The sequence below is a fragment of the Streptomyces sp. NPDC051322 genome (genome assembly GCF_040689485.1).
Lineage (GTDB): Bacteria > Actinomycetota > Actinomycetes > Streptomycetales > Streptomycetaceae > Streptomyces.
This window is the reverse complement of the sequence record NZ_JBFBAK010000008.1, coordinates 351,889-375,858: the sequence shown is the minus strand read 5'-3', so window position 1 is coordinate 375,858 and position 23,970 is coordinate 351,889. Positions and strand designations below refer to the sequence as shown.

Here is a 23,970-nt window from a genome sequence, read left to right as displayed (position 1 = left end):
CGGCCCGGCCCGGAGGTCCCTCAGCCGGCGAGCCGCGCGATCGCCTCGTCCACCGTGAGCTCCTCGCGCTCGCCCGTCCGCCGGTCCTTGAGCTCGAGTACGCCCTCGGACGACCGCCGCCCGGCGACCAGAATCCGCGGAACACCGATCAGCTCGGAGTCGGTGAACTTCACCCCGGGCGAGATCCCGGGACGGTCGTCCACCAGTACCCGCACGCCGGCCGCACCCAGCCGCTCCGCCACGTCGAGCGCCAGCTCCGTCTGCAGCGCCTTGCCGGCGGCGACGACATGCACGTCGGCGGGCGCCACCTCGGCGGGCCAGCACAGGCCCTTGTCGTCCGCCGACTGCTCGGCGAGGGCGGCGACGGCGCGGGAGACCCCGATGCCGTACGAACCCATGGTGACCCGCACCGGCTTGCCCTGCTGGCCGAGGACGTCGAGCTGGAAGGTGTCGGCGTACTTGCGGCCCAGCTGGAAGATGTGGCCGATCTCGATCGCCCGGTCCAGCTGGAGGCCCGCACCGCAGGACGGGCAGGGGTCGCCCGCCTCCACGACGACGACGTCGAGGTAGTCGTCGACCTCGAAGTCCCGCCCGGCGACCACGTTACGGGCGTGGGTGTCGGGCTTGTTGGCGCCGGTCACCCATGCCGTGCCGGCCGCGATCCGCGGGTCCGCGATGTAACGGACCTTTTCCAGACCCTGCGGGCCGACATAGCCGCGCACCAGGTCGGGGCGGCCCTCGAAGTCCTCGGCGGTGACCAGCTCGACGACCGCGGGGGCGAGGTGCTCGCCCAGCTTGCCGAGGTCCACCTCGCGGTCTCCGGGGACTCCGACGGCCACGATCTCGCCGTCCACCTTCACCAGCAGGTTCTTGAGCGTGGCGGACGCCGGGACGCCCAGCAGCTCGGCCAGGGACTCGATGGTGGGAGTGTCGGGGGTGTCCAGCTCCTCGAGGAGACCGTGTTCGGCGGCCGCGGGCTGCGTCGCCTTGAAGGTCACGGCCTCGGTGTTGGCCGCGTAGTCGCAGTTCGGGCAGTCCACGAAGGTGTCCTCGCCGGCCGCGGCCGGGGCCAGGAACTCCTCCGACGCCGAACCGCCCATCGCTCCCGAAACGGCGGAGACGATGCGGTGGTCGAGCCCCAGCCGCTGGAAGATCTTGATGTACGCCTCGCGGTGCAGCCGGTACGACTCGGCGAGCCCCTCGTCGGTGGTGTCGAAGGAGTACGAGTCCTTCATCTGGAACTCACGGCCGCGCAGCACACCGGAGCGGGGACGCGCCTCGTCCCGGTACTTGGTCTGGATCTGGTACAGCATGACCGGCAGGTCCTTGTAGGACGTGCACTGGTCCTTGACGGTCTGGGTGAAGATCTCCTCGTGGGTGGGCCCGAGAAGGTAGTCGCCGCCCTTGCGGTCCTTCAGGCGGAAGAGCAGGTCGCCGTACTCCTCCCAGCGGCCGGACGCCTCGTAGGCATCCTTCGGCAGCAGCGCGGGGAGCAGGACTTCCTGGGCGCCGATGGCGTCCATCTCCTCGCGGACCACGCGGGAGATGTTGTCCAGGACCTTCTTGCCGAGCGGCAGCCAGGTCCAGATGCCGGCCGCGTTGCGGCGTACGTAACCGGCGCGGACCAGCAGCTTGTGGCTGAGCGTCTCCGCGTCCGCCGGGTCGTCGCGCAAGGTCTTGACCATCAACCGGGACATGCGCTGGACCTGGGCCATGGTGACTCTCCTGCTTGGCTGTGTTTTCCGGAGGGCAATCCGCCGGACCCCCGTAAGTGATGTCAGGAGGTTAACCGGGCCCGGCGGGCGGGCGGAAATCGGTTAGTGAACGTCCGGACGCAGAGGGCGCAGCAGCGGGAGCGGGGCACCCATCACGGCGTACGGCAGGCCGGCGCTCGGGAAGTGGACCTGTCGGGCGAGGTCGATGTAGCCGAGGGCCCGGTAGAGGCCCCGGGCCGGGCTTTCGGTGTCGATCGCGGACAGGATCGAGCGCGGCAGGCGGGAGCCGTCGGTGAGGGTGGTGATCAGCGTGCGACCGATGCCCCGGCCCTGGAAGTCGGGGTGCACGTGCAGCTCGGTGATCACGAAGGAGTCGTTGAGCCAGCCCTCGGTACCGGTGCGGCGCAGATAGGGCTCCACGACCGTCGACCACCAGTGACGCCGGTCGTTGGGCATCCCGTAGACGAAGGCGACCAGCCGGCCGTCGGCGGTGGTCGCGCCGAGGGCTCGGGCACCCGGGTTCTGCAGATGACGCAGCACGATGTAGCGGCGCACCCCGACCTCGTCCTCAGTGAGCCCGAACGCGAGAGCCTGCACGGCCAGTGCCTCGTCGACCCGCGCGGTGAGATCGACCGGCCCGACCACTACGTCATCCATGGTCGGCACCCTAACGTCACCACCCCGGACCCTGAACAGCCCGCCGCCGCGCTAGAACAGCACACTCATGAAGGCGCCGACCTCACGGAAGCCGACCCGGCGATAGGACGCACGGGCCGCGGTGTTGAAGTCGTTGACGTACAGGCTGACGACGGGGGCGACATCGGTGAGCGCATAGCGCAGGACCGCCGCCATGCCCGTCTCGGAGAGACCCTGGCCGCGGTACTCGGGGGCGACCCAGACGCCCTGGATCTGACAGGCCCGTGGAGTCGCGGCGCCGATCTCCGCCTTGAAGACCACATTGCCGTCCTCGATCCGGGCGAACGAGCGGCCGGTTCCGACCAGTTCGGCCACCCGGGCCTGGTAGAGCAGTCCGCCGTCCCCCGCCGTCGGCGATACGCCGACCTCCTCGGTGAACATGGCCACACAGGCCGGCATGATCAGGTCCACCTCGTCCCTACGGATCCGGCGGACCAGCGGGTCCGGCGGGACATCGGGCGACGGCTGCTCGGTCACCATCAGCGGCTGGCTGGCCCGGACCTCCCTGGCCGGACCCCAACTCGGTTCGAGCAGCTTCCAGAGCAGGGCGGTGGGCTCGGCGGGGCCGACGATGGAGGAGCAGCGCCGGCCGGCCCGCCGGGCGCGGTCGGCGAAGGCACGAACGGCCTCCGGGCCGGCGCAGATGGGGACCAGGTTGGCGCCGGAATAACAGAGCGAGCGGAGCCGTCCGCCGGCGTACCAGCCCCACATCTCGCCGCCGAGCCGCCAGGGGTCGAGACCGGCGACCTGGACCCGGGACGTGACGAAGGCGTTGACGACGGGCTCGCTGTGCAGAAGGGCGAGTGCCGCGTCGAGGTCGCCCGGTTCGAGAACCCGGGTCGTGGTCTGCGTCAACACGAAAGCCGCTCCATCACTCCTCACGGGCAACGACAGGGCGTCGCACGTCTTGCTAGCGTTATCGCCTACCCCTGTGGAAGCGGGTCGTGGCTCGACCGTCGCGTCGTGCGAGGAGCCCCCTCGGGGCGCAGTCGGACGGTCCGCCGGTCTCCGCACTGTACCCGGAGAAGTTGTGGAGCACCGCACACACAAGAGGCCGGAGCCCGCCCCCGGTCAGGGGCGGGCTCCGGCCTCTTGTCAGAAACCGCAGGTCAGCTGATGGAGACCTCGGGCTCACCGCTCATCACGCCGTCCTTCTCCATCTGCTCGGCGATCTTCATGGCTTCCTCGATGAGGGTCTCCACGATCTTCGACTCCGGGACGGTCTTGATGACTTCGCCCTTCACAAAGATCTGACCCTTGCCATTGCCCGACGCCACACCGAGATCGGCCTCCCGTGCCTCGCCCGGGCCGTTCACCACACAGCCCATCACCGCGACGCGCAACGGCACTTCCATGCCCTCCAGGCCCGCGGACACCTGATCGGCCAGCTTGTAGACGTCGACCTGCGCCCGCCCGCACGAGGGGCAGGAAACGATCTCCAGGCGCCGCTGCCGCAGATTCAACGACTCCAGGATCTGAATTCCGACCTTGACCTCCTCGGCCGGCGGAGCCGACAGCGAGACCCGGATGGTGTCACCGATGCCTTCGCTGAGCAGCGCCCCGAACGCCACCGCCGACTTGATGGTGCCCTGGAACGCCGGGCCCGCCTCCGTCACACCGAGGTGCAACGGGTAGTCCGACTGCGCCGCGAGCTGCCGGTACGCATTCACCATGATCACCGGGTCGTTGTGCTTCACCGAGATCTTGATGTCACGGAATCCGTGCTCCTCGAAGAGCGACGCCTCCCACAACGCCGACTCCACCAAGGCCTCAGGAGTCGCCCTCCCGTACTTCTGCAGCAACCGCGCGTCCAGCGAACCCGCGTTCACCCCGATACGAATCGGCGTGCCCGCATCCGACGCCGCCTTCGCGATCTCCTTGACCTTGTCATCGAACTGCTTGATGTTGCCGGGATTCACCCGCACCGCGGCGCACCCGGCATCGATCGCCGCGAACACGTACTTCGGCTGGAAGTGAATATCCGCGATCACCGGGATCTGCGACTTGCTCGCGATCGTCGCCAACGCGTCCGCGTCGTCCTGCGTCGGGCACGCCACCCGCACGATCTGACAACCCGAAGCGGTCAACTCTGCGATCTGCTGCAGCGTCGCACCGATGTCGGACGTCCGCGTCGTCGTCATCGACTGCACCGACACCGGCGCATCTCCGCCGACCGCCACCGACCCGACCTGGATCTTCCGGCTGACCCTGCGGTCGGCGAGCTTGATCGGAACGTCCGGCATTCCGAGAGAAATCGCAGTCATGCGCAGTGCATCCCCAAGGTGTCGATCGAGGTCCCGAAATCAACGGGCTTCGGCCTTCGAGATTACGGCACCGCCGGGACGGGGCGAACACCCGCGCCCATAACGGTCATCCAAACCACCCGTTGGTGAGCGACCGCACACATCGGGTGCACGGTCGCCACCGGCTGTTCGTTCTCAGGTGATTTTGACCGGGTTGACGATGTCGGCCACCAGAACGAGCAGAGTGAAGCAGATGAAGACGCCCGCCACCACGTAGGCGACCGGCATCAGCTTCGCCACGTCGAACGGGCCCGGGTCCGGGCGCTTGAAGACCTTGGCGAGGTTGCGCCGCAGCGCCTCCCAGAGCGCTCCGGCGATGTGTCCGCCGTCCAGCGGCAGCAGCGGCAGCATGTTGAAGAGGAACAGCGACAGGTTGAAGCCGGCCAGCAGGAACAGCATCATCGCGATCTGGTTCTGCGCCGGTACGTGCAGCGTCATCACCTCGCCGCCGATACGGGCCGCGCCCACCACACCGACCGGGGAGTCGGCCTTGCGCTCACCGCCGTCGAAGGCGGCGTTCCAGAGGTCCGGGATCTTGGACGGCATCGCGACGATGGAGTCGACACCGTTCTGGATCATGTCGCCCATCCGGTTCACGGATGCGCCGAAGGAGAGCGGTTTGATCTCGGTCTGCGCCGCGAAGCCGAGGTATCCGGCGGCGATGAACTTGTCCGGGACGACGTCACCGTTCGAGTCCTTCTTGGCCACCATGTTCTTGGCCAGGGTGGCGTGCAGCGTCTGCTGGTGTCCGTCGCGCACCACCGTGAGGGTGGCCGGGCCGATGGTGTCGCGGATGTCGTCCGACAGGGTGGCCCAGTCGGAGACCCGGTGCCCGTCGAAGGCGACGATCTTGTCGCCCTTCTTCAGGCCGGCCGCCTGCGCGGGAGAGACCGGGTCGCCCTTCTGGCAGGTCTGCCGCTTCTCGCTCTGCGAGATGACGCACTTCTGGACGCCCGCCACCTCGGTGGTCTGCGTCTGGAAGCCGAAGGACATCGCGACGCCGAGGAAGATCACCACCGCGAGGATCAGGTTCATGAACGGGCCGGCGAACATCACGATGACGCGCTTCCACGGCTTGCGCGTGTAGAAGAGCCGCTGTTCGTCGCCGTCCTCCAGCTCCTCGAAGGCAGCCGACCGCGCATCCTCCACCATGCTGCGCCAGGGTGAGGTCGAACGGGCCTCGATCTTCCCGTCCGGTCCCGGCGGGAACATCCCGATCATGCGGATGTAGCCACCGGCCGGGATCGCCTTGAACCCGTACTCCGTGTCGCCCTTCTTCCGCGACCAGATCGTCGGGCCGAAACCGACCATGTACTGCGGTACCCGGATCCCGAAGAGCTTGGCCGTCGAGAGATGGCCCAGTTCGTGCCAGGCGATCGAGAAGAGCAGCCCGAAGGCAAAAATGATGATGCCGAGGACCGTCAACAGAATCGTGGTCATGCGCGAGCCTCCGCTGTGGCCTTCTGGGCGAGTTCACGGGCCCGGGCACGCGCCCAGGTCTCCGCTTGCAGGACGTCCGCGACCGTGAGGGAAGTTCCCGTGCCGGGCTCGCCATGCTCGTTCACCACTGCGGTGACCGTATCCATAATCCCGTTGAAGGGCAGCTTTCCGGCGAGGAAGGCGTCGACGCACTCCTCGTTCGCCGCGTTGAACACGGCCGGAGCGGTGCCTCCGGCGGCGCCGACCCGCCGGGCGAGACCGACCGACGGGAAGACCTCGGTGTCCAGCGGGAAGAACTCCCAGCTGGACGCCCTGGTCCAGTCGAAGGCGGGCGCCGCGTCCGGCACGCGGTGCGGCCAGCCGAGACCGATGGCGATCGGTCCGCTCATGTCGGGCGGCGTGGCCTGGGCCAGCGTCGAGCCGTCGGTGAACTCCACCATGGAATGGACGTACGACTGGGGGTGGACGACGACGTCGATGCGGTCGAAGGAGATGTCGTAGAGGAGGTGCGCCTCGATGACCTCCAGTCCCTTGTTGACCAGCGTCGCGGAGTTCACGGTGATCACCGGGCCCATCGCCCAGGTCGGGTGGGCCAGCGCCGCCTCGGGGGTGACGTCCGCCAGCTCCGCCCTCGTGCGGCCGCGGAAGGGCCCGCCGGACGCGGTGACGACGAGCTTGCGTACGTCCGCTCGCTTGCCTGCCGCCAGCGCCTGGAAGAGCGCGGCGTGCTCGGAGTCGACGGGGATGATCTGGCCGGGGCGGGCCAGCGCCTTCACCAGGGGGCCGCCGACGATCAGCGACTCCTTGTTGGCGAGCGCCAGCGTGCGGCCCGCCTGCAGGGCGGCCAGCGTGGGAGCGAGCCCGATCGAGCCGGTGATGCCGTTCAGCACGGTGTGGCACTCGGAGGCCGCGAGTTCGGTGGCCGCGTCGGGTCCGGCCAGGATCTCCGGCAGCGGCTCGGAGCCGAACTGGTCCTTCAGCGCTTCACGCAACGCCGGCACCGCTTCCTCGCGGGCGACCGCGACCTGCCGGACGCGCAGCCTGCGCGCCTGCTCGGCGAGGAGTGCGACGCGTCCGCCTGCGGCGGAGAGCGCCGTCACACGAAAGCGGTCGGGGTTGCGCAGTACCAGGTCGATGGCCTGGGTACCGATGGACCCGGTCGAGCCGAGGACGACGAGGTCCCGGCGTCCTTCGGTCGGATCGAAGGCGATATGCGGGTCGGCGAGGGGGGCGGGGCTGTCGCTCATGACCCCATTGTGGCCGCATCGGCTGTCCGTCAGGACAGTGCGCCCCGGATCCGGGGCGGCATGCCGTGGATCGGGGCTCACTTCGTGGCCGCGCGGAACTTCTTCCACTGGTCTTCGATCACGCTCCCGGGTACCCCGCCCACGTCCTCGGGTGAGTCGATTTCGGTACGGAAGGAGAGCGTGGTGGACCCGGACCGTACGACGGTCAGGTATTCGTAGTGCTTCTGTTCTCCGCCGGCGTCCCGGACGGTGAAGCGGAACGCCGCCGCCTCGTCACCGGTCCTCGGCGCGGTGAGCGCCCGGGCGTCGAGGTAGTGGGCCTCGGCGACGGACCGGTCCTCGGTGAAGCCGTCCCTGCAGGCGGTCGCCGCCCGGCCGAGCGCCTTCATCACCCGGGCCGCGTCCCCGTGCGCGTAGGAACGCAGCTGTACGGCGGTGTTCTCCTGCAGTGGTTCGTCGGGCCGGTAGACCTCGCGGTTCACCTCGGCGACGGGCGCGCCGTACCGCCGGGTGCCCTTCTTGAGGCTGACGAACGGCAGGCAGTCGGCGGGGCGGGCGGAGTACTCGTCGCCGAACGGGCTGTCCAGGTCGTACTCGCTCGCGATGAAGGCACCGACCTTCTCGCCGTCGGTGAAGGATGCCGCCGTGAGCCGTGCCTTGCTGAGCGGGCCCGGCACCCCGTCGGCCTGCGCGGCGGGTCTGTCGTTCTGGTGACCCCCGCTGCTGCCGCAGGCCACCGCGCCGGCGCAGAGCACAGTGACGAGTGCGGCGGCCGCCGCCCGGCACCACTGCCGTGCCTCCGTCTGGTACATCCCCGCCCCCACGGTCCGATCCCGGTGCCGGTCATTCTCCGGCACCGGTGGGCCGGGGTCTGCCGGATCGGTCAACCCGTACGGTGTCCGTCGCCTCGCCAGCTGCGCTGCAGCGCCTCGAACACGCGGTGGAAGTCCGGGAACGTCTTCCGCACGCAGCCGGGGTCGTCGAAGCTGATGCCCGGTGCGCGCAGGCCGGTGACGGCGAAGGACATGACGATGCGGTGGTCGCCGTGCGTGGCGACCGGGGTGGGTCGCGGGGTGCCCGGCCGGATCTCGATCCAGTCCGGTCCGGTCGCGACGTCGATGCCGAGCGCCCGGAGATTCTGCGCGCACGCCTCGAGGCGATCGCACTCCTTCACCCGGGTGTTGGCGACGTCCTCGATACGGACCGGGCCGGCGGCGTAGGGGGCGATGGCGGCGAGGGTGGGCATCGTGTCGGAGATGTCGCGCATGTTGACGGTGAGACCTTGCAGGCGGTCCGGGCCGGCGACCGTGGTGCCCGAGGGGGTGCTGCGCACCACTGCGCCCATCCGCCGGAGCACCTCGACGAAGCGCAGGTCGCCCTGGAGCGCGCCGGTGCCGAGCCCCGGGACGGTGACCTCCCGTCCGGTGACCGCGGCCGCCGCGAAGAAGTAACTGGCCGTGGAGGCGTCCGGTTCGATCGGGTACGCCGTTGACCGGTAGCCGCCCGGTGGCACGGTGAAGACCGGGCCCTCGCGCGCCACTTCCACGCCGAAGCTGCGCATCATCGCCAGCGTGATCTCGATGTACGGGGCGGAGACCAGGTCGGTGACGGTGATACGAAGACCCTCCGCCGTCAGCGGGCCGAGCATCAGCAGCGCGGTGAGGTACTGCGAGGACTGGCCGGCGTCGAGGGTGAGTTCGCCGCCCTTGATGCCGGACGCAACGATCCGCAGCGGGTGGTGCCCCTCGGCTTCCTCATGGACGAGGTCGACGCCCAGCTCCTGAAGTGCCCGGGTGAGCGGGGCCAGCGGGCGGCGGCGCATCTGGGCCGACGCGTCGAAGCGGAAGGTGCCGTGTCCGACCGCGGCCAGGGCGGGCAGGAAGCGGGCGGTGGTGGCGCCGTCCCGGCAGAAGACGTCGGCGTCGGCGACGCCGGGTCCGGCGGGCCTGCCCTCGATGCGCCAGGAGCCGGGGCCGCGCTCGACCCGGTAGCCGAGTCGGACCAGACCCTCGGCGAACCCCTCGGTGTCGTCGGACACCAGCGGGCGTTGCAGGGTGGTGGTGCCCTCCGCCGCTGCGGCCAGGAACAGCGCGCGGGCGGTCACGGACTTGGAGCCGGGGATTTCGATCACGGTCACGGACGGACATTCTGCCGTGCCGGTACGCCGCGCGCCGGGGCGGTCCGGACCGTGGACCGCCCCGGCATCGGGCTCAGCGGATCGGGCGGCGGAGGTTGTCCTTGCCGGAAGGCCCCGGCGTCGCGTCCGCGATCCAGGCGCCCTCCCCCGAGGGGTCGATGATGCCCTGCTCCAGCCAGGTGTAGGTGCCCGAGAGCACACCGGAGACGACCTTGCGGTCCAGGTCGTCGGTGTTGTTCCAGAGCCGGCCGAAGAGTTCCTCGACCCGGACGCGGGACTGGCGGCAGAACGCATCGGCCAGTTGGTACGCCTCACGGCCGTTGGCCCCGGTGGAGCGCAGCAGTTCGGCACGGACACAGGCCGCGCTCATGGCGAAGAGTTCCGCGCCGATGTCGACGATGCGGCCGAGGAAGCCCTGTTTGGTCTCCATCTTCCCCTGCCAGCGCGACATGGCGTAGAAGGTCGACCGGGCCAGCTTCCTGGCGGAGCGCTCGACATAGCGCAGATGCGTGGCGAGATCCGGGTGACCGTCCGGGTGGAAGGCGGCGTAGGTACCCGGCAGTCCGCCGGGACCCGCGACCAGCTTCGGCAGCCAGCGGGCATAGAAGGCAGTGGCCTGGGCTCCTGCCTTCGCCTTGTCCGACAGGGACTTCTCCGGGTCGATCAGGTCACCGGCCACCGAGAGATGGGCGTCGACCGCCTCCCGGGCGATCAGCAGATGCATGATCTCCGTGGAGCCCTCGAAGATCCGGTTGATCCGCATGTCGCGGAGCATCTGCTCGGCGGGCACCGGCCGTTCGCCGCGGGCCGCGAGCGAGTCGGCCGTCTCGAAGCCGCGGCCGCCGCGGATCTGAACCAGTTCGTCGGCCATCAGCCAGCCCATCTCGGACCCGTACAGCTTGGCCAGGGCGGCTTCGATACGGATGTCGTTGCGGTCCTCGTCGGCCATCTGGGAGGAGAGGTCGACCACCGCTTCGAGCGCGAAGGTCGTCGCCGCGATGAAGGAGATCTTGGCGCCGACCGCTTCGTGCTTGGCGACCGGCCTGCCCCACTGCTCCCGCTCGCCGGACCACTCGCGCGCGATCTTCAAGCACCATTTGCCGGCCCCCACGCACATCGCGGGCAGCGAGAGGCGGCCGGTGTTGAGGGTGGTGAGGGCGATCTTGAGGCCGGCGCCCTCCGGACCGATCCGGTTCGCCGCCGGGACCCGGACCTGGTGGAAGCGGGTGACACCGTTCTCCAGACCGCGCAGTCCCATGAAGGCGTTGCGGTTCTCGACTGTGATGCCGGGCGAGTCGGCCTCCACGACGAAGGCGGTGATGCCGCCCTTGCGCTCGTCCGTCCTGGGGACGCGGGCCATCACCACCAGGAGGTCGGCGACGACGCCATTGGTCGTCCAGAGCTTCACGCCGTCGAGGATGTACGAGTCGCCGTCCGGCACCGCGGAGGTCGCGAGACGCGCCGGGTCGGAGCCGACATCGGGCTCGGTGAGGAGGAACGCCGAGATGTCCGTACGGGCCAACCGCGGCAGGAAGGTGTCCTTCTGCTCCTGGGTGCCGAACAGTTTGAGCGGCTGCGGTACGCCGATCGACTGGTGGGCGGAGAGCAGTGCGCCGACGGCCGGGCTGGCCGAGCCGACGAGGGCCAGCGCCTTGTTGTAGTACACCTGTGTGAGGCCGAGGCCGCCGTACTTGACGTCGATCTTCATGCCGAGCGCGCCGAGCTCCTTGAGCCCGTTGATCGTCTCGTCGGGGATCCGGGCCTCGCGCTCGATCAGCGCGCCGTCGATCCGGGTCTCGCAGAAGTCGTGCAGCCTGGACAGGAATTCCTCACCGCGCCGGGCTGCTTCGGCGTCCGGCAGGGGATGCGGATGGATCAGGTCGAGCCGGAAGCGGCCGAGGAACAGTTCCTTGGCGAAGCTGGGCTTGCGCCAGTCCTGTTCACGAGCCGCCTCGGCCACCTGGCGCGCTTCTTGCTCGGTGACCTTGGGCTTGCCCGGTTCACCGTGCTTGTTCGATTCCGGCTGGCCCGGCGACTGGGTCTTGTTCAGTGGTGCGGTCATGAGGGGCACTCCTCACCGCGAGGATCGGGTGGACGCACCTACCCGCTACCGAGCGGTGCTACTCGTCCGTATGTACCCCATTCCCGCCCCATCGACCACCCCGCGTATGCCGGAGGAGTGGTCGATGGGGCAGAAGGTGCCCGATCGGGTCAGAGTGAGACGCCGGTGAAGACCATGACCCTCTCGTAGGTGTAGTCCTCCATCGCGAAGCGCACACCCTCGCGGCCGACGCCGGACTGCTTGGCGCCGCCGTACGGCATCTGGTCGGCGCGGTACGACGGCACATCACCGATGATCACGCCGCCGACCTCGAGGGCGCTGTGGGCGCGGAACGCGGTCTGCACGTCGTGGGTGAACACACCGGCCTGGAGGCCGTACTTCGAGTCGTTGACGGCGGCGAACGCCGCCGCCTCGCCGTCGACCTTCGTCAGCGAGAGCACCGGCCCGAAGACCTCCTCGCACGCGAGGGTGGTGTCCGCGGGCACGTCCGCGAGCACGGTCGGTGCGTAGGCGGCGCCGTCCCGGGTGCCGCCGGTGAGCAGCTGCGCGCCGGCCTTCACGGCCTCGTCGACCCAGGCCTCGACCCGCTTGGCGGCATCCTCGCTGACCAGCGGTCCGACGTCGGTCGAGTCGTCGGCCGGATCGCCGGTGCCCTGCTGGGCGACGGCCGCCACAACCTTGGGGACGAGTCGCTCGTACACCGAGGCGTCCGCGATCACCCGCTGCACGGAGATGCACGACTGGCCGCCCTGGTAGTTCGAGAAGGTCGCGATCCGGGACGCGGCCCGGTCGAGGTCCTCCTCGGAGGCGTAGTCGGCGAGGACCACGGCCGCACCGTTGCCGCCGAGCTCCAGGGTGATGTGCTTGCGCGGCACCGAGTCCATGATCGCGAAGCCGACCTTGTCGGAGCCGGTGAAGGAGATCACCGGCAGGCGTTCGTCCTGGACCAGTGCGGGCATCCGGTCGTTGCCCACCGGAAGGATCGACCAGGAGCCCGCGGGCAGCTCGGTCTCGGCGAGCAGCTCGCCGAGGATGAGCCCGGAGAGAGGCGTCGCCGGTGCGGGCTTGAGGATGATCGGCGCGCCGACCGCGATCGCCGGGGCGATCTTGTGGGCGCAGAGGTTGAGCGGGAAGTTGAACGGCGCGATACCGAGGACGGTGCCCCGGGGGAAACGGCGGGTCAGGGCGAGGCGGCCGACCCCACCGGCGTCCGTGTCGAGGCGCTGCGCGTCGCCGCCGTTGTAACGGCGGGCCTCCTCGGCGGCGAACCGGAACACCGATACGGCGCGGCCCACTTCACCGCGGGCCCACTTGATGGGCTTGCCGTTCTCGGCGGTGATCAGCTGGGCGATCTCCTCGGTGCGCTCGGCGAGGCGACGGGAGACGTGGTCCAGGGCGGCGGCCCGTATGTGCGCGGGGGTCGCGGCGAATTCGTCCCGCACGGCGTGCGCGGCGGCCACCGCCTCCTCGACCTGGGCATCGGTGGGCACCGACGCGACGCCGACCAGGCGGCCGTCCCAGGGCGACGTGACGTCGAGGGTGTCCTTGCCGGTGGCCTGGCGGCCGGCCAGCCAGAAGGCATGGGGGGAGGTCATGGGGTTCCGGCCCTTCGCGTGGTGGATTGGTGTCCCCACGGTAGGGGTGCCGCGGTGTTCTTCGGTTTGGACGGCATGGAGTGGTCGGGGTGGCCCGGCGCGCCGGAATGTCGTGCGGTGGGCTTCCGCTGCGCGGGGCCCAGCCCCAGGGGTTACGACATGCTCCCGGCCTTGAGCGCCAGCCAGAGCTCCATCCGCACATCCGGATCGTCCAGCGACCGCCCCAGAATCTCCTCCACCCGCCGCATCCGGTACCGCAGCGTGTGCCGGTGCACCCCGAGGTCCGCCGCTGCGGCGTCCCACTGCCCGTGATGGGCGAGCCAGGCGCGCAGCGAGGCCACCAGGTCCCCGCGCCCCGTCGCGTCGTGCTCGTGCAGCGGCCTCAGCATGCCGTCCGCGAACGCCCGCACCGCGTCGTCGGCGAGCAGCGGCACCACCGAGCCGGCCGCCAGTTCCTCGTGCTCGACCAGGATCCGGCCCCGTCGGCGGGCCACCGAGAGGACCTGTTCGGCCTGTTTGTACGCGGAAGCCGCCGCGATCGGGCCGGCCGGCGCCGACTGGCCGATGACCAGGTCGTCGTCCTCCCCGGCGGTCGCGGGAGCGGCGGACGCGGCGGTGCGGCGGGTCTCCAGTTGTTCCGCGTGCGCGGTGCAGGCGGCCACGGCTGCCCCGCCGTCCCGGGCGAGCACCACGAGCCGCTCACCCTCGGGAACCACCAGGACCATTTCGCCGGCGCGGGAGGCCCCGGACTCCAGGGCCTCCGCCAGTTCCTGCAGGGCGGCGGCCGCGCCCTCGGCGATGAGCAGCCGGTATGGGGCGTCGAGCAGGCCGTTGTAGAGGTCCCCGGCAACCGCCCGGGCATGGTCGGGCTCGCCGGCCAGCAGCATCCTCAGTACCGCGGCGCCCAGGCGCTGTTCGGCGGCCTGCAGGGACCGGGAGCGTTCCGTGGTCAGGGTGAGCAGGGCGATCGCCGAGTGCAGCGCGTACCTTTCCGCGGTACCGAGCGGCGCTGCGGTGCCGACGGCCAGCGCACCGTGCGGCCGGCGTCCGGTGCCCAGCGAGTGCAGCTCGACCCGGTCCTCCGAGCCGCCGACCACCGCGCTCGCCGGGGCCGGCCGCTCGCGCAGCCGTTCCACGTCGGGGGTGAGCCGGGCGGCTCGCCGGGCCGCCCACTCGGGGGCCGCAGCGACCACCGCGCCCGAGGCGTCGTACAGCGCCGCCCAGCCGTCCACGTGGGCCGCGAGCCGGGCCAGCAGATCGCCGGCGCCGTCTCCGGTCAGCGCCGCCCTGGTCAGCTCGCGCTGGGCCTCGAAACCGGCGGTCACCGAGCGGTACTGATCGGCGGCGATGGCCGCCGAGACCGCCTTGCTGATGGCCAGGAAGGGCGTACGGCGCGGCACCTCGAGCAGCGGCAGTCCCTCTTCCTCGGCTGCCGCGACGAGCGTCGGCGGGATGTCGTCGTAGTTGACGCCGACGGCGAAACCGAGCCCGACGACCCCCGCCTTGGCGAGTCTGCGTACGTAACGGCGCATCGCTTCGGGATCGTCGGTGTCCAGCGTCGTCGCGGTGATGAGAAGAAGCTCGCCGCCCTCCATGTAGGGCACCGGATCGGCGAGTTCGCTGACATGGGCCCAGCGCACCGGGGCGTCCAGGCGCCCCTCCCCCGCACGCACGGTCAGCTTGAGCGTGGAGTGATGAACCAGTGAGGCAAGGGTGGGCGGCATGAGGGGACCGTAGGACTTTCAGCGGAAGAATGGGTGAGAAATACGCCGCCCCGTATGAACGGCTCTTTCGATTCTGCCAGCATGTACGGGTTCCGCACCCCGGTCAGCCGCGGAGGTCGACCAGCAGGGGCGGCGCGTGGTCACCGCGTACCGAGGTCAGCGACAGCACCGCATGGCCGGCCGGCACGGAGTGCGCCAGGTCGGAGGCCGACCAGCGCTCCCGCTCGACCTTCCGCACGGTCACCGCGTCCGTCGTCACGGCCTTCCCGGTGACCAGCTTGCGGAAGGAGTGGATGGCCCGGGTGAGCGGCTGATCGGCGAAGACCGTGCGCTGGGTGACGTCCCTGGTCTCGACCCATTCGGTGCCCCACGCCTCGGCGAAGGACCTGCCCTCCCAGGTGGTGACACCGGAGAACGCCATCCGGCAGCCGACCGCCCCGAGCAGCGCGGTCTGCAACTCTTCCGGCACGTCGCTGAGGCCACGCAGGGTGAGGACCGCTCCGGCGTGCGCGGAGCGCAGCCGCTGGACGGACCGGAGCGAGTCGGCGGTGATGGTGCGGGTCGCGTCGTCGAGGACGAGGCAGGCGAAGAGGGAACGGTCGGCGCGGGCCGCGGCGCTCGCGGTGAACTGGGCCAGGATCAGCCGCGCCAGGACCCGCGACGCCTCGGCGTGGGCCCGCTCGGGCAGATCGATACGGACCCGGACGGGGTGTTCCAGGGCGCGCAGCGAGAACGGCCGGACCTTTCGGCCGGTGCCACCGCCGGAACCGCTGCCCGTGCCGGCGCCCGTTTCGGCGCCCGTTTCGGCGCCGACCACCTGGAAGAAGCCGGCGAAGGCCGGCCGGTCGAGGACCGCGACCCGGTCGGCCAGCGCGACCCCCGGGTCGCCAGGGGAGCCGGCCTGCCGGGCGCGTGCGTCGAGTTCCCGCTGGAGGCCGAAGTGACCGCCCGCGTCGAGCGCCTCGCGCAGCGCGGCCAGCACCGTCGGCACTCCGTCGAGGAGTTCACGCAGGTCGGGTACGGGGGGGAAGTGGCCGTGCGCCACGTGGTAGGGGCCGAGCAGTTGGGCCAGCGCGGTCGCGGCGCGGCGGCTGTCCACCTCGGGGAGGTCACCGGTCAGCGCCTCGGCCAGCACGGCTGCGGCCTCGTCCGGGTCGGCGGTGCCGCCGTAGAGGTCCAGGTCGTGCACCGAGGCCGGATCGCCCGGCTTGATGATGACGTCGTACATCTCGTCCGGCCCCAACGGGGTGCCCGCCGCGGCGACGGCGATCACCGCGGCCTGGCCGGTGAGGGCCTGGAGGGCGAGGGATTCCACCACCGGCCGCACCAGCCGGCGGGTCTTGCCGGCGCCGGGCGGGCCGACGGCCAGCAGTGAGGTGCCCAGCAGGCCGGGGTCGAGCGCGAGTCCGCTCCCGCGCCGCGGATAGGGGTTGCGCTCGCTGTCGTCGACGGTGCCGAGCCGCACCTGACTGACGAACAGATCGTGGCGGGCGGAACGCACCGGCAGGTCGCGGTCGCCGGAAGGATGCACACAGGCGGCGGACGCCTGCTGCCGCACCGCCTCGCTGAACGGCGCCAGCCGCGAGGGATCGGCCTGGACGGAGCGCCAGGCGCGGCGGACCCGGGTGTAGTCGACGTCGTTCATCCGGCCGGACCGCACCTCGTCGGAGAGCCGGTCGGCGAGCTCGACGAGCCCCTGGGCTCGCAGCTCCGGCCAGTCCTCGGCCTGCGGCGCGGCCGGGTCCTGGGCCGGGGCGGCGGTACCGGGATGCGGGGGCTCGGCGCTCCGCCGCGGCGCAGGGCCCGGACGCAGCAGGTCGCCCCACCGGCCGAGGCGGGCGAACGGCCAGAAGATCGCCAGGGTGATCAGCCCGTACACCGTGTAGGCCACGAAGGCAGCGGTGATGCGGTCGCCGCCGCCGTTCAGCCAGGACTGCGGCATCAGCATGAAGACCATGTCGAGCCCCGGCAGGGTGCCCGACCAGACCAGGAGCCAGACAAGGAACCCGCTGATCAGCGCAATCCCCGCACGTCCCCGCGTGCTCCGGTCCTGCACGGCCCGCTCGAAGGCTCCGCGCCAGTTGCCCAGCCGGCCGAAGCCGTAGAGGAGGGCCCCGGCGATCAGGAACTGGTAGATCTCCAGAGCGTTGTCGGCCGCCTGCGGCACCGGTTCGCCCAGCCGGCGTGCGGTCCACCAGTCGCCGGGGGTGAAGAGCTCCAGCGGGACCCGCCAGTACGGGATGTAGCCGTTGCGCCAGAGCGACCAGACCAGCACGCACGCCAGCAGGGAGATCACCGCACCGCTCAGCACGGTGCGTCCGGGCACCTGCTCCGACTCCGCGGGGCGCTCCACATGGCCGTACGCCCAGACGCCGGGGCCCGCCTGGTGACGCGGCGCCCGCAGCCATTCGGTCAGTGCCGGACCGGTGCCCGGCGCGTGCGCGGGCGGGGGCGGGATGGCCGGCGGCCCGGCGGGACGCGGTACGGGGCCGGCGCCCCTGGTACCGCGTGCGTCGTACGTGCCTTCGGTGTCCATGCCCGTGCCCCCTGACCAGCCAGGTGTGCCCTGTGCGTGTGCTGCGCCGTTGCCGTCTCTTCGCACGGTCTTGCGCTGATGAGGCCTCAATCTAGTGCCACGTTCCCGTTACCGGGTGTCATCACGCGCCTATGTCCGTGGCGGACAACGACACATCGCGACCCGTACCGAACGGAGCATGCCCTGCCGTCCGGGCCGCCCCTAGCCTGCACAGAGAGGAACCGTCCGATTTCGTCCCACAGGAGCCCCCCATGACCGCTCTCCCGCAGGAGCGCCGCGTCGTCACCGCCATCCCCGGCCCGAAGTCGCAGGAACTGCAGACCCGGCGCCTGGCCTCGGTCGCCGCCGGTGTCGGCTCGGTGCTGCCGGTCTTCGCAACCCGCGCGAACGGCGGCATCATCGAGGACGTCGACGGCAACCGGCTCATCGACTTCGGCTCCGGCATCGCGGTGACCTCAGTGGGCTCCTCCGCCGAGGCCGTGGTGCGCCGCGCGTCGGCGCAGCTCGCCGACTTCACCCACACCTGTTTCATGGTCACGCCGTACGAAGGGTACGTCGAGGTCTGCGAGCAGCTCGCCCAGCTGACCCCCGGTGACCACGCCAAGAAGTCGGCGCTCTTCAACTCGGGCGCCGAGGCCGTCGAGAACGCCGTGAAGATCGCCCGTGCCTACACCAAGCGCCAGGCCGTCGTGGTCTTCGACCACGGTTACCACGGCCGCACCAACCTCACGATGGCGCTGACCGCCAAGAACATGCCGTACAAGCAGGGCTTCGGTCCGTTCGCCCCGGAGGTCTACCGGGTGCCGGTGGCCTACGGCTATCGCTGGCCCACCGGCCCGGAGAACGCGGGCGCCGAGGCGTCCGCGCAGGCCATCGACATGATCAACAAGCAGATCGGCGCGGAGAACGTCGCCGCAGTGATCATCGAGCCGGTGCTCGGCGAAGGCGGCTTCATCGAGCCGGCCAAGGGCTTCCTGCCCGCCATCGCGCAATTCGCCAAGGACAACGGCATCGTCTTCGTCGCCGACGAGATCCAGTCCGGCTTCTGCCGAACCGGTCAGTGGTTCGCCTCCGAGGACGAGGGCATCGTCCCGGACCTGATCACCACGGCCAAGGGCATCGCGGGCGGCCTGCCGCTCTCGGCGGTGACCGGCCGCGCCGAGATAATGGATGCCGCGCACTCCGGCGGCCTCGGCGGCACCTACGGCGGCAATCCGGTGGCCTGCGCCGCCGCGCTCGGCGCCATCGAGACGATGAAGGAGCTCGACCTCAACGCGAAGGCCAAGCGCATCGAGGAGGTCATGAAGGGGCGCCTGGCGGCGGTGCAGGAGAAGTACGACATCGTCGGCGACGTCCGCGGCCGTGGCGCCATGATCGCGGTCGAGCTGGTCAAGTCCGGCACCAAGGACCCCAATCCGGAGGCCACCGCGGCTCTCGCCAAGGCGTGCCATGCGGCGGGTCTGCTGGTCCTGACCTGTGGCACCTACGGAAACGTGCTGCGTTTCCTGCCGCCGCTGGTCATCGGCGAGGACCTGCTGAACGAGGGACTCGACCTGCTGGAGCAGGCCTTCGCGGGCGTCTGATCGCCCGCAGGGGTCAGAGCGTGTGAAGAAGGTGTGCGGGGCCGATGGCGGGATGCGTTTCCGGCTGTCGGCCCCCCGGTCCTCTGCCGTACGGTCTCTACAGATGAGAGAAACACCTCGCTCACGGGTGACCGTGGGCGATTCCAGGCAAGGGCCTCCCCAGCTCAAGCCTGGTCGTGCCTTCGCGCACACCACCGGAGCTTCAGGCTCCGGGTCTCCTCACCGATCGGATGGCCGCCCGCCCCACACCCCCCGGGGCGCGCGGCACACCGGTCCAGGCGGCCGCCCAGGAACTACCCCCCCTGTTCCCGGGCGGCCGGCTATTTTCCCCGCCGAGCGGCTTCCGGTCTTCTCCGCACTCGGCTGCGCGCTCCTCTTCGCGCTGATCACCTGGCAGGTCAGGACGGAAGGCCCGCTGCTGCGGCTGGACGAGCGGATCGACCGGCACCTCGTGCACCACGGCCCCAGCTGGCTGAACCAGGCTTTCTCCGATCTGGGCAATATGCAGGTCGCGCTGCCGGTGCTCGCACTGGCGATGGGCTACGCCCTGTGGCGCGGCAGCCGTTTCGACGTCGGGGTCACCGCCGTGGCGATGGCCGCGGTCCCCGCACTGGTGATCCCGCTCAAGGACTGGACGGCCAGGCCCGGACCGCTCGACCCGTCGACGGGTTACTTCCCTTCGGGTCACTCGGCCACCGCGATGGTGGCGTACGGCGGAGCGGCCCTGCTGCTCACGCCGTACACCACACGGAGCCGGCCGGTGCCCGTCGCCGTAATCCTGACGGTGGCGACGGGCACCGGCCTTGTCCTGCACGGGTATCACTGGCCCCTGGATGTGCTGGCCAGTTGGTGCCTGTGCGGATGTCTGCTGCTGATCGCCTCGCTGTGCGTCAGCCACCGAAATAGGCGTCGAAGTTCTTCGAGAACTCCTGATTGTTGAACCGGTCCCAGTTGATGGACCAGGTCATCAGACCGCGCAGAGCCGGCCAGCTGCCATGGGTGGCGTACGTACCGCAGTCGGTTTTTTTGGTCAGGCAGTTGAGCGCCTTGTCCACGTCGGCCGTCGAGGTGTAGCCGTTGCCCGCGTTCGTCGAGGCGGGGAGGCCGATGGCCACCTGGTCGGGACGCAGGGGGGCGAAGATCCTGCTCTGGTCGCCGGCCACCGGGAAGCCGGTGAGCAGCATGTCGGTCATCGCGATGTGGAAGTCGGCGCCGCCCATCGAGTGGTACTGGTTGTCGAGTCCCATGATCGAGCCCGAGTTGTAGTCCTGGACGTGCAGCAGGGTCAGATCGTCGCGCAGTGCGTTGATCACCGGCAGATAGGCCCCGGCCCGGGGGTCCTGGCCGCCCCAGGGGCCCGATCCGTAGTACTGGTATCCGAGCTGGACGAAGAACGTCTCGGGCGCCATGGTGAGCACGAACTTCTCGCCGTACTTCGCCTTGAGCGTCTTGAGCGCCGAGATCAGATTGACCACCACCGGTGTGGTCGGGTTCCGGAAATCGGTGTCACCGGTGTTGAGCGAGAGGGAGTGGCCTTCGAAGTCGATGTCCAGACCGTCGAGACCGTAGTCGTCGATGATCTTCGAGACGGAGGAGACGAAGGTGTCGCGGGCCGCCGTCGTGGTCAGCTGCACCTGCCCGTTCTGCCCGCCGATCGAGATCAGCACCTTTTTGCCGGCCGCCTGTCTGGCCTTGATGGCGGCCTTGAAGTCGGCCACGGACTCGACTCCGGGACACTCCGCGATGGAGCACAGGCTGAAACGGATGTCGCCGGATGTGGGCGACGTCGGTTCGCCGAAGGCGAGGTCGATGACGTCCCAGGAGTCGGGAACGTCGGCCATTTTGGTGTAGCCGGAGCCGTTGGCGAAGCTGGCGTGGAGGTAGCCGACGAGTGCGTGGGCCGGCAACGCACCCGAGCCGCCGTCACCATCACCGCCACCCGGGCTCGCCGCGGTGGTGGCGGTGACGGCGGCGGACTTCGCCGACTCACCCGCCGCATTGCTCGCGGCGACCTGGAAGCTGTAGGAGGTGGCGGCGGAGAGCCCGGTCACGGTCGCCGAAGTGCCGCTCGCCGTGAGGGCCTTGGCGCCGTTGCGGTAAACCGTGTAGCCGGTCGCACCGGTCACCGCGTTCCAGGAGAGCGGAACACTGGTGGCGGTCGCGGTGCCCGCCACCAGCCCACCGGGTGCGGTCGGCAGCGGTACGGGGTCCCCGCCGGGGCCCAGGAGGCTGAGGTCGTCGGCGTAGTAGGCCGGAGTGCCGTACCAGCCGTGGAGGTAGACCTGCACCGAGGTGGTGGACGCGCCGGTCGTGAAGGTGGTCCTCAGCTGCTGCCAGCCGGCCGCCGACTGGGTCCAGGTGGAGACGTCGGTGGTACCGGTGCCGGACGCGCCGAGATAGACGTAACTGCCCTGTACCCAGGCGCTGAGGGTGTAGGTCGAGCCGGGCCGGACGGGCACCGTCTGCGCGCATTGCGCGTTGTCGCTGCCCGCAGGGGTGGCCTTGAGGGCGGCGGTCCCGCCGTGCACGGGCGAGCTGACGGCGGCGCCGCTGCCCGCCGTACAGGCCCAGCCGTCCAGGCCGGACTCGAATCCGCCGTTGCGGGCGAGATCCGAGTCGGCCGCCTGGGAGACCTGCGCCGTCGCGACCAGTCCGCCTGCGGCGAGTGCGACCGTGGCGAGCACGGCCAGAAATCTTGGGCGATCCACAACTGCCTCCGGACATGGGGGAATCGGTGTGGTGAAGCGCGCCCAACATGGTCCAGACCAATACTGCTGTCAAGGCTTTGGCCGGCTTCCGAGGGCGGTTCAGACCAATCCGTCGCCCATGTCACCCGCCAGGAGCGCCGCCGCCTCGTGCATCGCCATCTCCAGCAGCAGCGGATCGGTGAGCGTCCCCGAGCCGTCCGGTGGGATCAGCCAGCGTGTGCCGCCGGACACCCGGCCCGGTTCGGGGTAGGGCACCACGATCCAGGTGCCGTAGCCCGCGCCGCGCACGCCGGTGCCGAGCCAGCGTCCGACCGTGCCCGGTGGCACGAAAAAGCCCATGCGGGCGTCGCCGAAGTCCGTCAGCACCGGACCGGGACGGTCGACCAGACGGGTCAGTACGTCCAGGGTGGGATAGCCGAGCGTCCCCGGGATGATCAGTACGTCCCAGCGCCGGCCGGCCGGAAGGAGCGCGATCCCCCGCGGATTGCGCTCCCATTCCGCATGGCAGGCGTCCGGATCCGGCGCCACCGATGCCAGCCACTCCACCGCCGCCGTTGACCGGAAACCAGTCATGGCCCGGCCTCCCTTCGTGTACGCGTGGTGATGCGTTCACGAGGAGAGAGCGGGTGGACGCCGTTCCGTTACGCGGGTTCGGCCACCCGTCGGTGGTGAAGTGGGTCACAGCCGCACCGCAGAAGTGCGCCCCCGGCGCACGCGGCGCCCACGGCTCAGGCCTCAGGCCTCAAGCCTCAGGCCTCAAGCCTCAGGCCTCAGGAATCAGGAATCGAAGCCGAGGCCCAGCCGGTCCATCGACTTCAGCCAGAGGTTGCGCCGCCCGCCCCGCTCGTCGGCCCGGGCCAGCGACCACTTGGTCAGGCCGATCCCCGCCCAGGCGAACGGTTCGGGCGGGAAGGGCAGCGGCTTGCTGCGGACCATGGCGAGCGCGGTGCGCTCGGTCCGGGCGCCCGACAGCAGGTCGAGCATCACATCACCGCCGAAGCGGGTGGCGCCGACGCCCAAGCCGGTGTAGCCGGCCGCGTACGCGACTCGGCCGCCGTGCGCCGTACCGAAGAAGGCCGAGAACCGTGAACAGGTGTCGATCGCGCCGCCCCAGGCATGGCTGAAGCGGACCCCTTCGAGCTGCGGGAAGCAGCGGAAGAAGTGCTCGGCGAGGGTGAGGTAGGTGTCGGGCCGGTGATCGAGTTCGGCGCTCAGCCGGCCTCCGTAGGGATAGATCGCGTCGTAACCGCCCCACAGGATGCGGCGGTCGGCGGTCAGCCGGAAGTAGTGGAACTGGTTGGCGCTGTCACCGAGCCCCTGCCGGTTGCGCCAGCCGACGGACGCCAGCTGCTCGTCGGTGAGCCGTTCGGTGGTCAGCGCGTAGTCGTAGACCGGCACGGTGAACGGACGGGCCCGCTTGACCAGCGAGGGGAACACATTGGTGCCCAGCGCGACCTGGCGGGCGAAGACCCTGCCGTACGGCGTGCGCACCGCCATTCCGGGGCCCGAGCGCACCAGGTCCAGGGCGCGGGTCCGCTCATGGATCCGCACGCCGAGACCGAGACAGGCGCGCTTGAGACCCCAGGCCAGCTTCGCCGGGTGCACCATCGCGACGCCCCGCCGGTCGTGCAGGCCGCCCAGGAAAGTGGGTGAGTCGACCTCGGCGCGCAGTGCGTCCCGGTCGATGAGTTCGATACCGTCGAAGCCGCGGTCGGTCAGTTCCCGGTGCCAGGCGCGGAGTTCGTCGAGCTGGTGCGGCCGGGTGGCCACATCGATCTCACCGGTGCGCTCGAACTCGCAGTCGATCCCGTAGCGAGCGACGCTCGCCTCGATGGCGTCGAGGTTGCGCTGCCCCAGCGCTTCCAGTTGCTGGATCTCGTCGGGCCAGCGCTCGATCCCGTTGGGCAGACCGTGGGTGAGGGAGGCCGCGCAGAATCCGCCGTTGCGGCCGGAGGCGGCCCAGCCCACTTCGTGGCCCTCGACCAGTACGACGTCACGACCCGGCTCGCGCTCCTTGGCACGCAGCGCGGTCCACAGCCCACTGTAGCCGCCGCCGACCACCAGAAGGTCGCAGCTGTGGTCCCCGGTCAGCGCGGGGAGAACGGCGGGCTTACCGGGGTCCTCCAGCCAGAACGACACCGGGCGGGCGTCGGCGAGCGATGCGGCAACGGCACGGGTCATGGCGGCTGGGGCCATGGGTTCCACTCCTTCGGGGTACTGCTGG

Annotated in this window: 17 protein-coding genes; 2 read left to right on the top strand and 15 right to left on the bottom strand. The window is 70.4% G+C overall.

Annotated features, from left to right (window positions below; translation table 11 throughout):
* Nucleotides 1–20: 20 nt before the first annotated feature.
* From AB0436_RS20975 to AB0436_RS20920, 12 genes are all read right to left on the bottom strand, one after another.
* The gene (locus AB0436_RS20975) at nucleotides 21–1,715 is read right to left on the bottom strand and encodes a proline--tRNA ligase (RefSeq protein ID WP_366469399.1); all 1,695 of its coding nucleotides are present in this window, start codon (nucleotides 1,713–1,715) and stop codon (nucleotides 21–23) included.
* A gap of 102 nt (nucleotides 1,716–1,817) precedes the next feature.
* Complete coding sequence (locus AB0436_RS20970; RefSeq protein WP_366469398.1) at nucleotides 1,818–2,372, bottom strand: GNAT family N-acetyltransferase; 555 nt, start codon at nucleotides 2,370–2,372, stop codon at nucleotides 1,818–1,820.
* A 51-nt stretch (nucleotides 2,373–2,423) separates the two neighbouring features.
* Nucleotides 2,424–3,266, bottom strand: coding sequence for a GNAT family N-acetyltransferase (locus AB0436_RS20965; protein ID WP_366469445.1), 843 nt, complete (start codon nucleotides 3,264–3,266; stop codon nucleotides 2,424–2,426).
* 254 nt (nucleotides 3,267–3,520) lie between these two features.
* Nucleotides 3,521–4,675 (bottom strand): flavodoxin-dependent (E)-4-hydroxy-3-methylbut-2-enyl-diphosphate synthase, encoded by a 1,155-nt coding sequence (gene ispG, locus AB0436_RS20960; protein ID WP_366469397.1) that lies wholly within the window; start codon nucleotides 4,673–4,675, stop codon nucleotides 3,521–3,523.
* 174 nt (nucleotides 4,676–4,849) lie between these two features.
* Nucleotides 4,850–6,154: a site-2 protease family protein gene (locus AB0436_RS20955; protein WP_366469396.1), complete on the bottom strand. Its 1,305-nt coding sequence runs from the start codon at nucleotides 6,152–6,154 to the stop codon at nucleotides 4,850–4,852.
* A complete protein-coding gene (gene dxr / locus AB0436_RS20950) occupies nucleotides 6,151–7,401 on the bottom strand; it encodes a 1-deoxy-D-xylulose-5-phosphate reductoisomerase (RefSeq protein ID WP_366469395.1) in 1,251 nt (416 codons plus the stop codon). Before dxr ends, AB0436_RS20955 begins: the two co-directional genes overlap by 4 nt.
* A 77-nt stretch (nucleotides 7,402–7,478) precedes the next feature.
* Entirely contained in the window at nucleotides 7,479–8,213 is a 735-nt protein-coding gene (locus tag AB0436_RS20945; protein WP_366469394.1) for a hypothetical protein, read from the bottom strand.
* A 71-nt stretch (nucleotides 8,214–8,284) separates the two neighbouring features.
* Nucleotides 8,285–9,538, bottom strand: a complete 1,254-nt coding sequence (aroA, locus tag AB0436_RS20940; RefSeq protein WP_366469393.1) for a 3-phosphoshikimate 1-carboxyvinyltransferase — start codon at nucleotides 9,536–9,538, stop codon at nucleotides 8,285–8,287.
* A 73-nt stretch (nucleotides 9,539–9,611) separates the two neighbouring features.
* Nucleotides 9,612–11,600, bottom strand: a complete 1,989-nt coding sequence (locus tag AB0436_RS20935) for an acyl-CoA dehydrogenase family protein (RefSeq protein WP_366469392.1) — start codon at nucleotides 11,598–11,600, stop codon at nucleotides 9,612–9,614.
* Between the two features lie 149 nt (nucleotides 11,601–11,749).
* The gene (locus AB0436_RS20930) at nucleotides 11,750–13,195 is read right to left on the bottom strand and encodes an aldehyde dehydrogenase family protein (protein ID WP_366469391.1); all 1,446 of its coding nucleotides are present in this window, start codon (nucleotides 13,193–13,195) and stop codon (nucleotides 11,750–11,752) included.
* 152 nt (nucleotides 13,196–13,347) lie between these two features.
* Nucleotides 13,348–14,919: a PucR family transcriptional regulator gene (locus AB0436_RS20925; RefSeq protein WP_366469390.1), complete on the bottom strand. Its 1,572-nt coding sequence runs from the start codon at nucleotides 14,917–14,919 to the stop codon at nucleotides 13,348–13,350.
* 103 nt (nucleotides 14,920–15,022) lie between these two features.
* Nucleotides 15,023–17,455: an ATP/GTP-binding protein gene (locus AB0436_RS20920; RefSeq protein ID WP_366469389.1), complete on the bottom strand. Its 2,433-nt coding sequence runs from the start codon at nucleotides 17,453–17,455 to the stop codon at nucleotides 15,023–15,025.
* Between the two features lie 251 nt (nucleotides 17,456–17,706).
* On the opposite strand from AB0436_RS20920, the gene gabT reads away from it, so the two are divergent.
* Nucleotides 17,707–19,038, top strand: a complete 1,332-nt coding sequence (gene gabT, locus AB0436_RS20915; protein ID WP_366469388.1) for a 4-aminobutyrate--2-oxoglutarate transaminase — start codon at nucleotides 17,707–17,709, stop codon at nucleotides 19,036–19,038.
* 103 nt (nucleotides 19,039–19,141) lie between these two features.
* Nucleotides 19,142–19,978, top strand: a complete 837-nt coding sequence (locus AB0436_RS20910; protein WP_366469387.1) for a phosphatase PAP2 family protein — start codon at nucleotides 19,142–19,144, stop codon at nucleotides 19,976–19,978.
* Here AB0436_RS20910 and AB0436_RS20905 read toward each other — a convergent pair.
* The 3 genes from AB0436_RS20905 to AB0436_RS20895 all read right to left on the bottom strand — a co-directional run bounded on the left by AB0436_RS20905 (nucleotide 19,929) and on the right by AB0436_RS20895 (nucleotide 23,942).
* Entirely contained in the window at nucleotides 19,929–21,746 is a 1,818-nt protein-coding gene (locus AB0436_RS20905; protein WP_366469386.1) for a glycoside hydrolase family 18 protein, read from the bottom strand. The two genes, AB0436_RS20910 and AB0436_RS20905, sit on opposite strands and share 50 nt — an antisense overlap.
* Before the next feature lie 99 nt (nucleotides 21,747–21,845).
* Nucleotides 21,846–22,319, bottom strand: a complete 474-nt coding sequence (locus tag AB0436_RS20900) for a hypothetical protein (RefSeq protein WP_366469385.1) — start codon at nucleotides 22,317–22,319, stop codon at nucleotides 21,846–21,848.
* Nucleotides 22,320–22,523: 204 nt separating this feature from the next.
* The gene (locus tag AB0436_RS20895; protein WP_366469384.1) at nucleotides 22,524–23,942 is read right to left on the bottom strand and encodes an FAD-dependent oxidoreductase; all 1,419 of its coding nucleotides are present in this window, start codon (nucleotides 23,940–23,942) and stop codon (nucleotides 22,524–22,526) included.
* Nucleotides 23,943–23,970 lie beyond the last annotated feature (28 nt).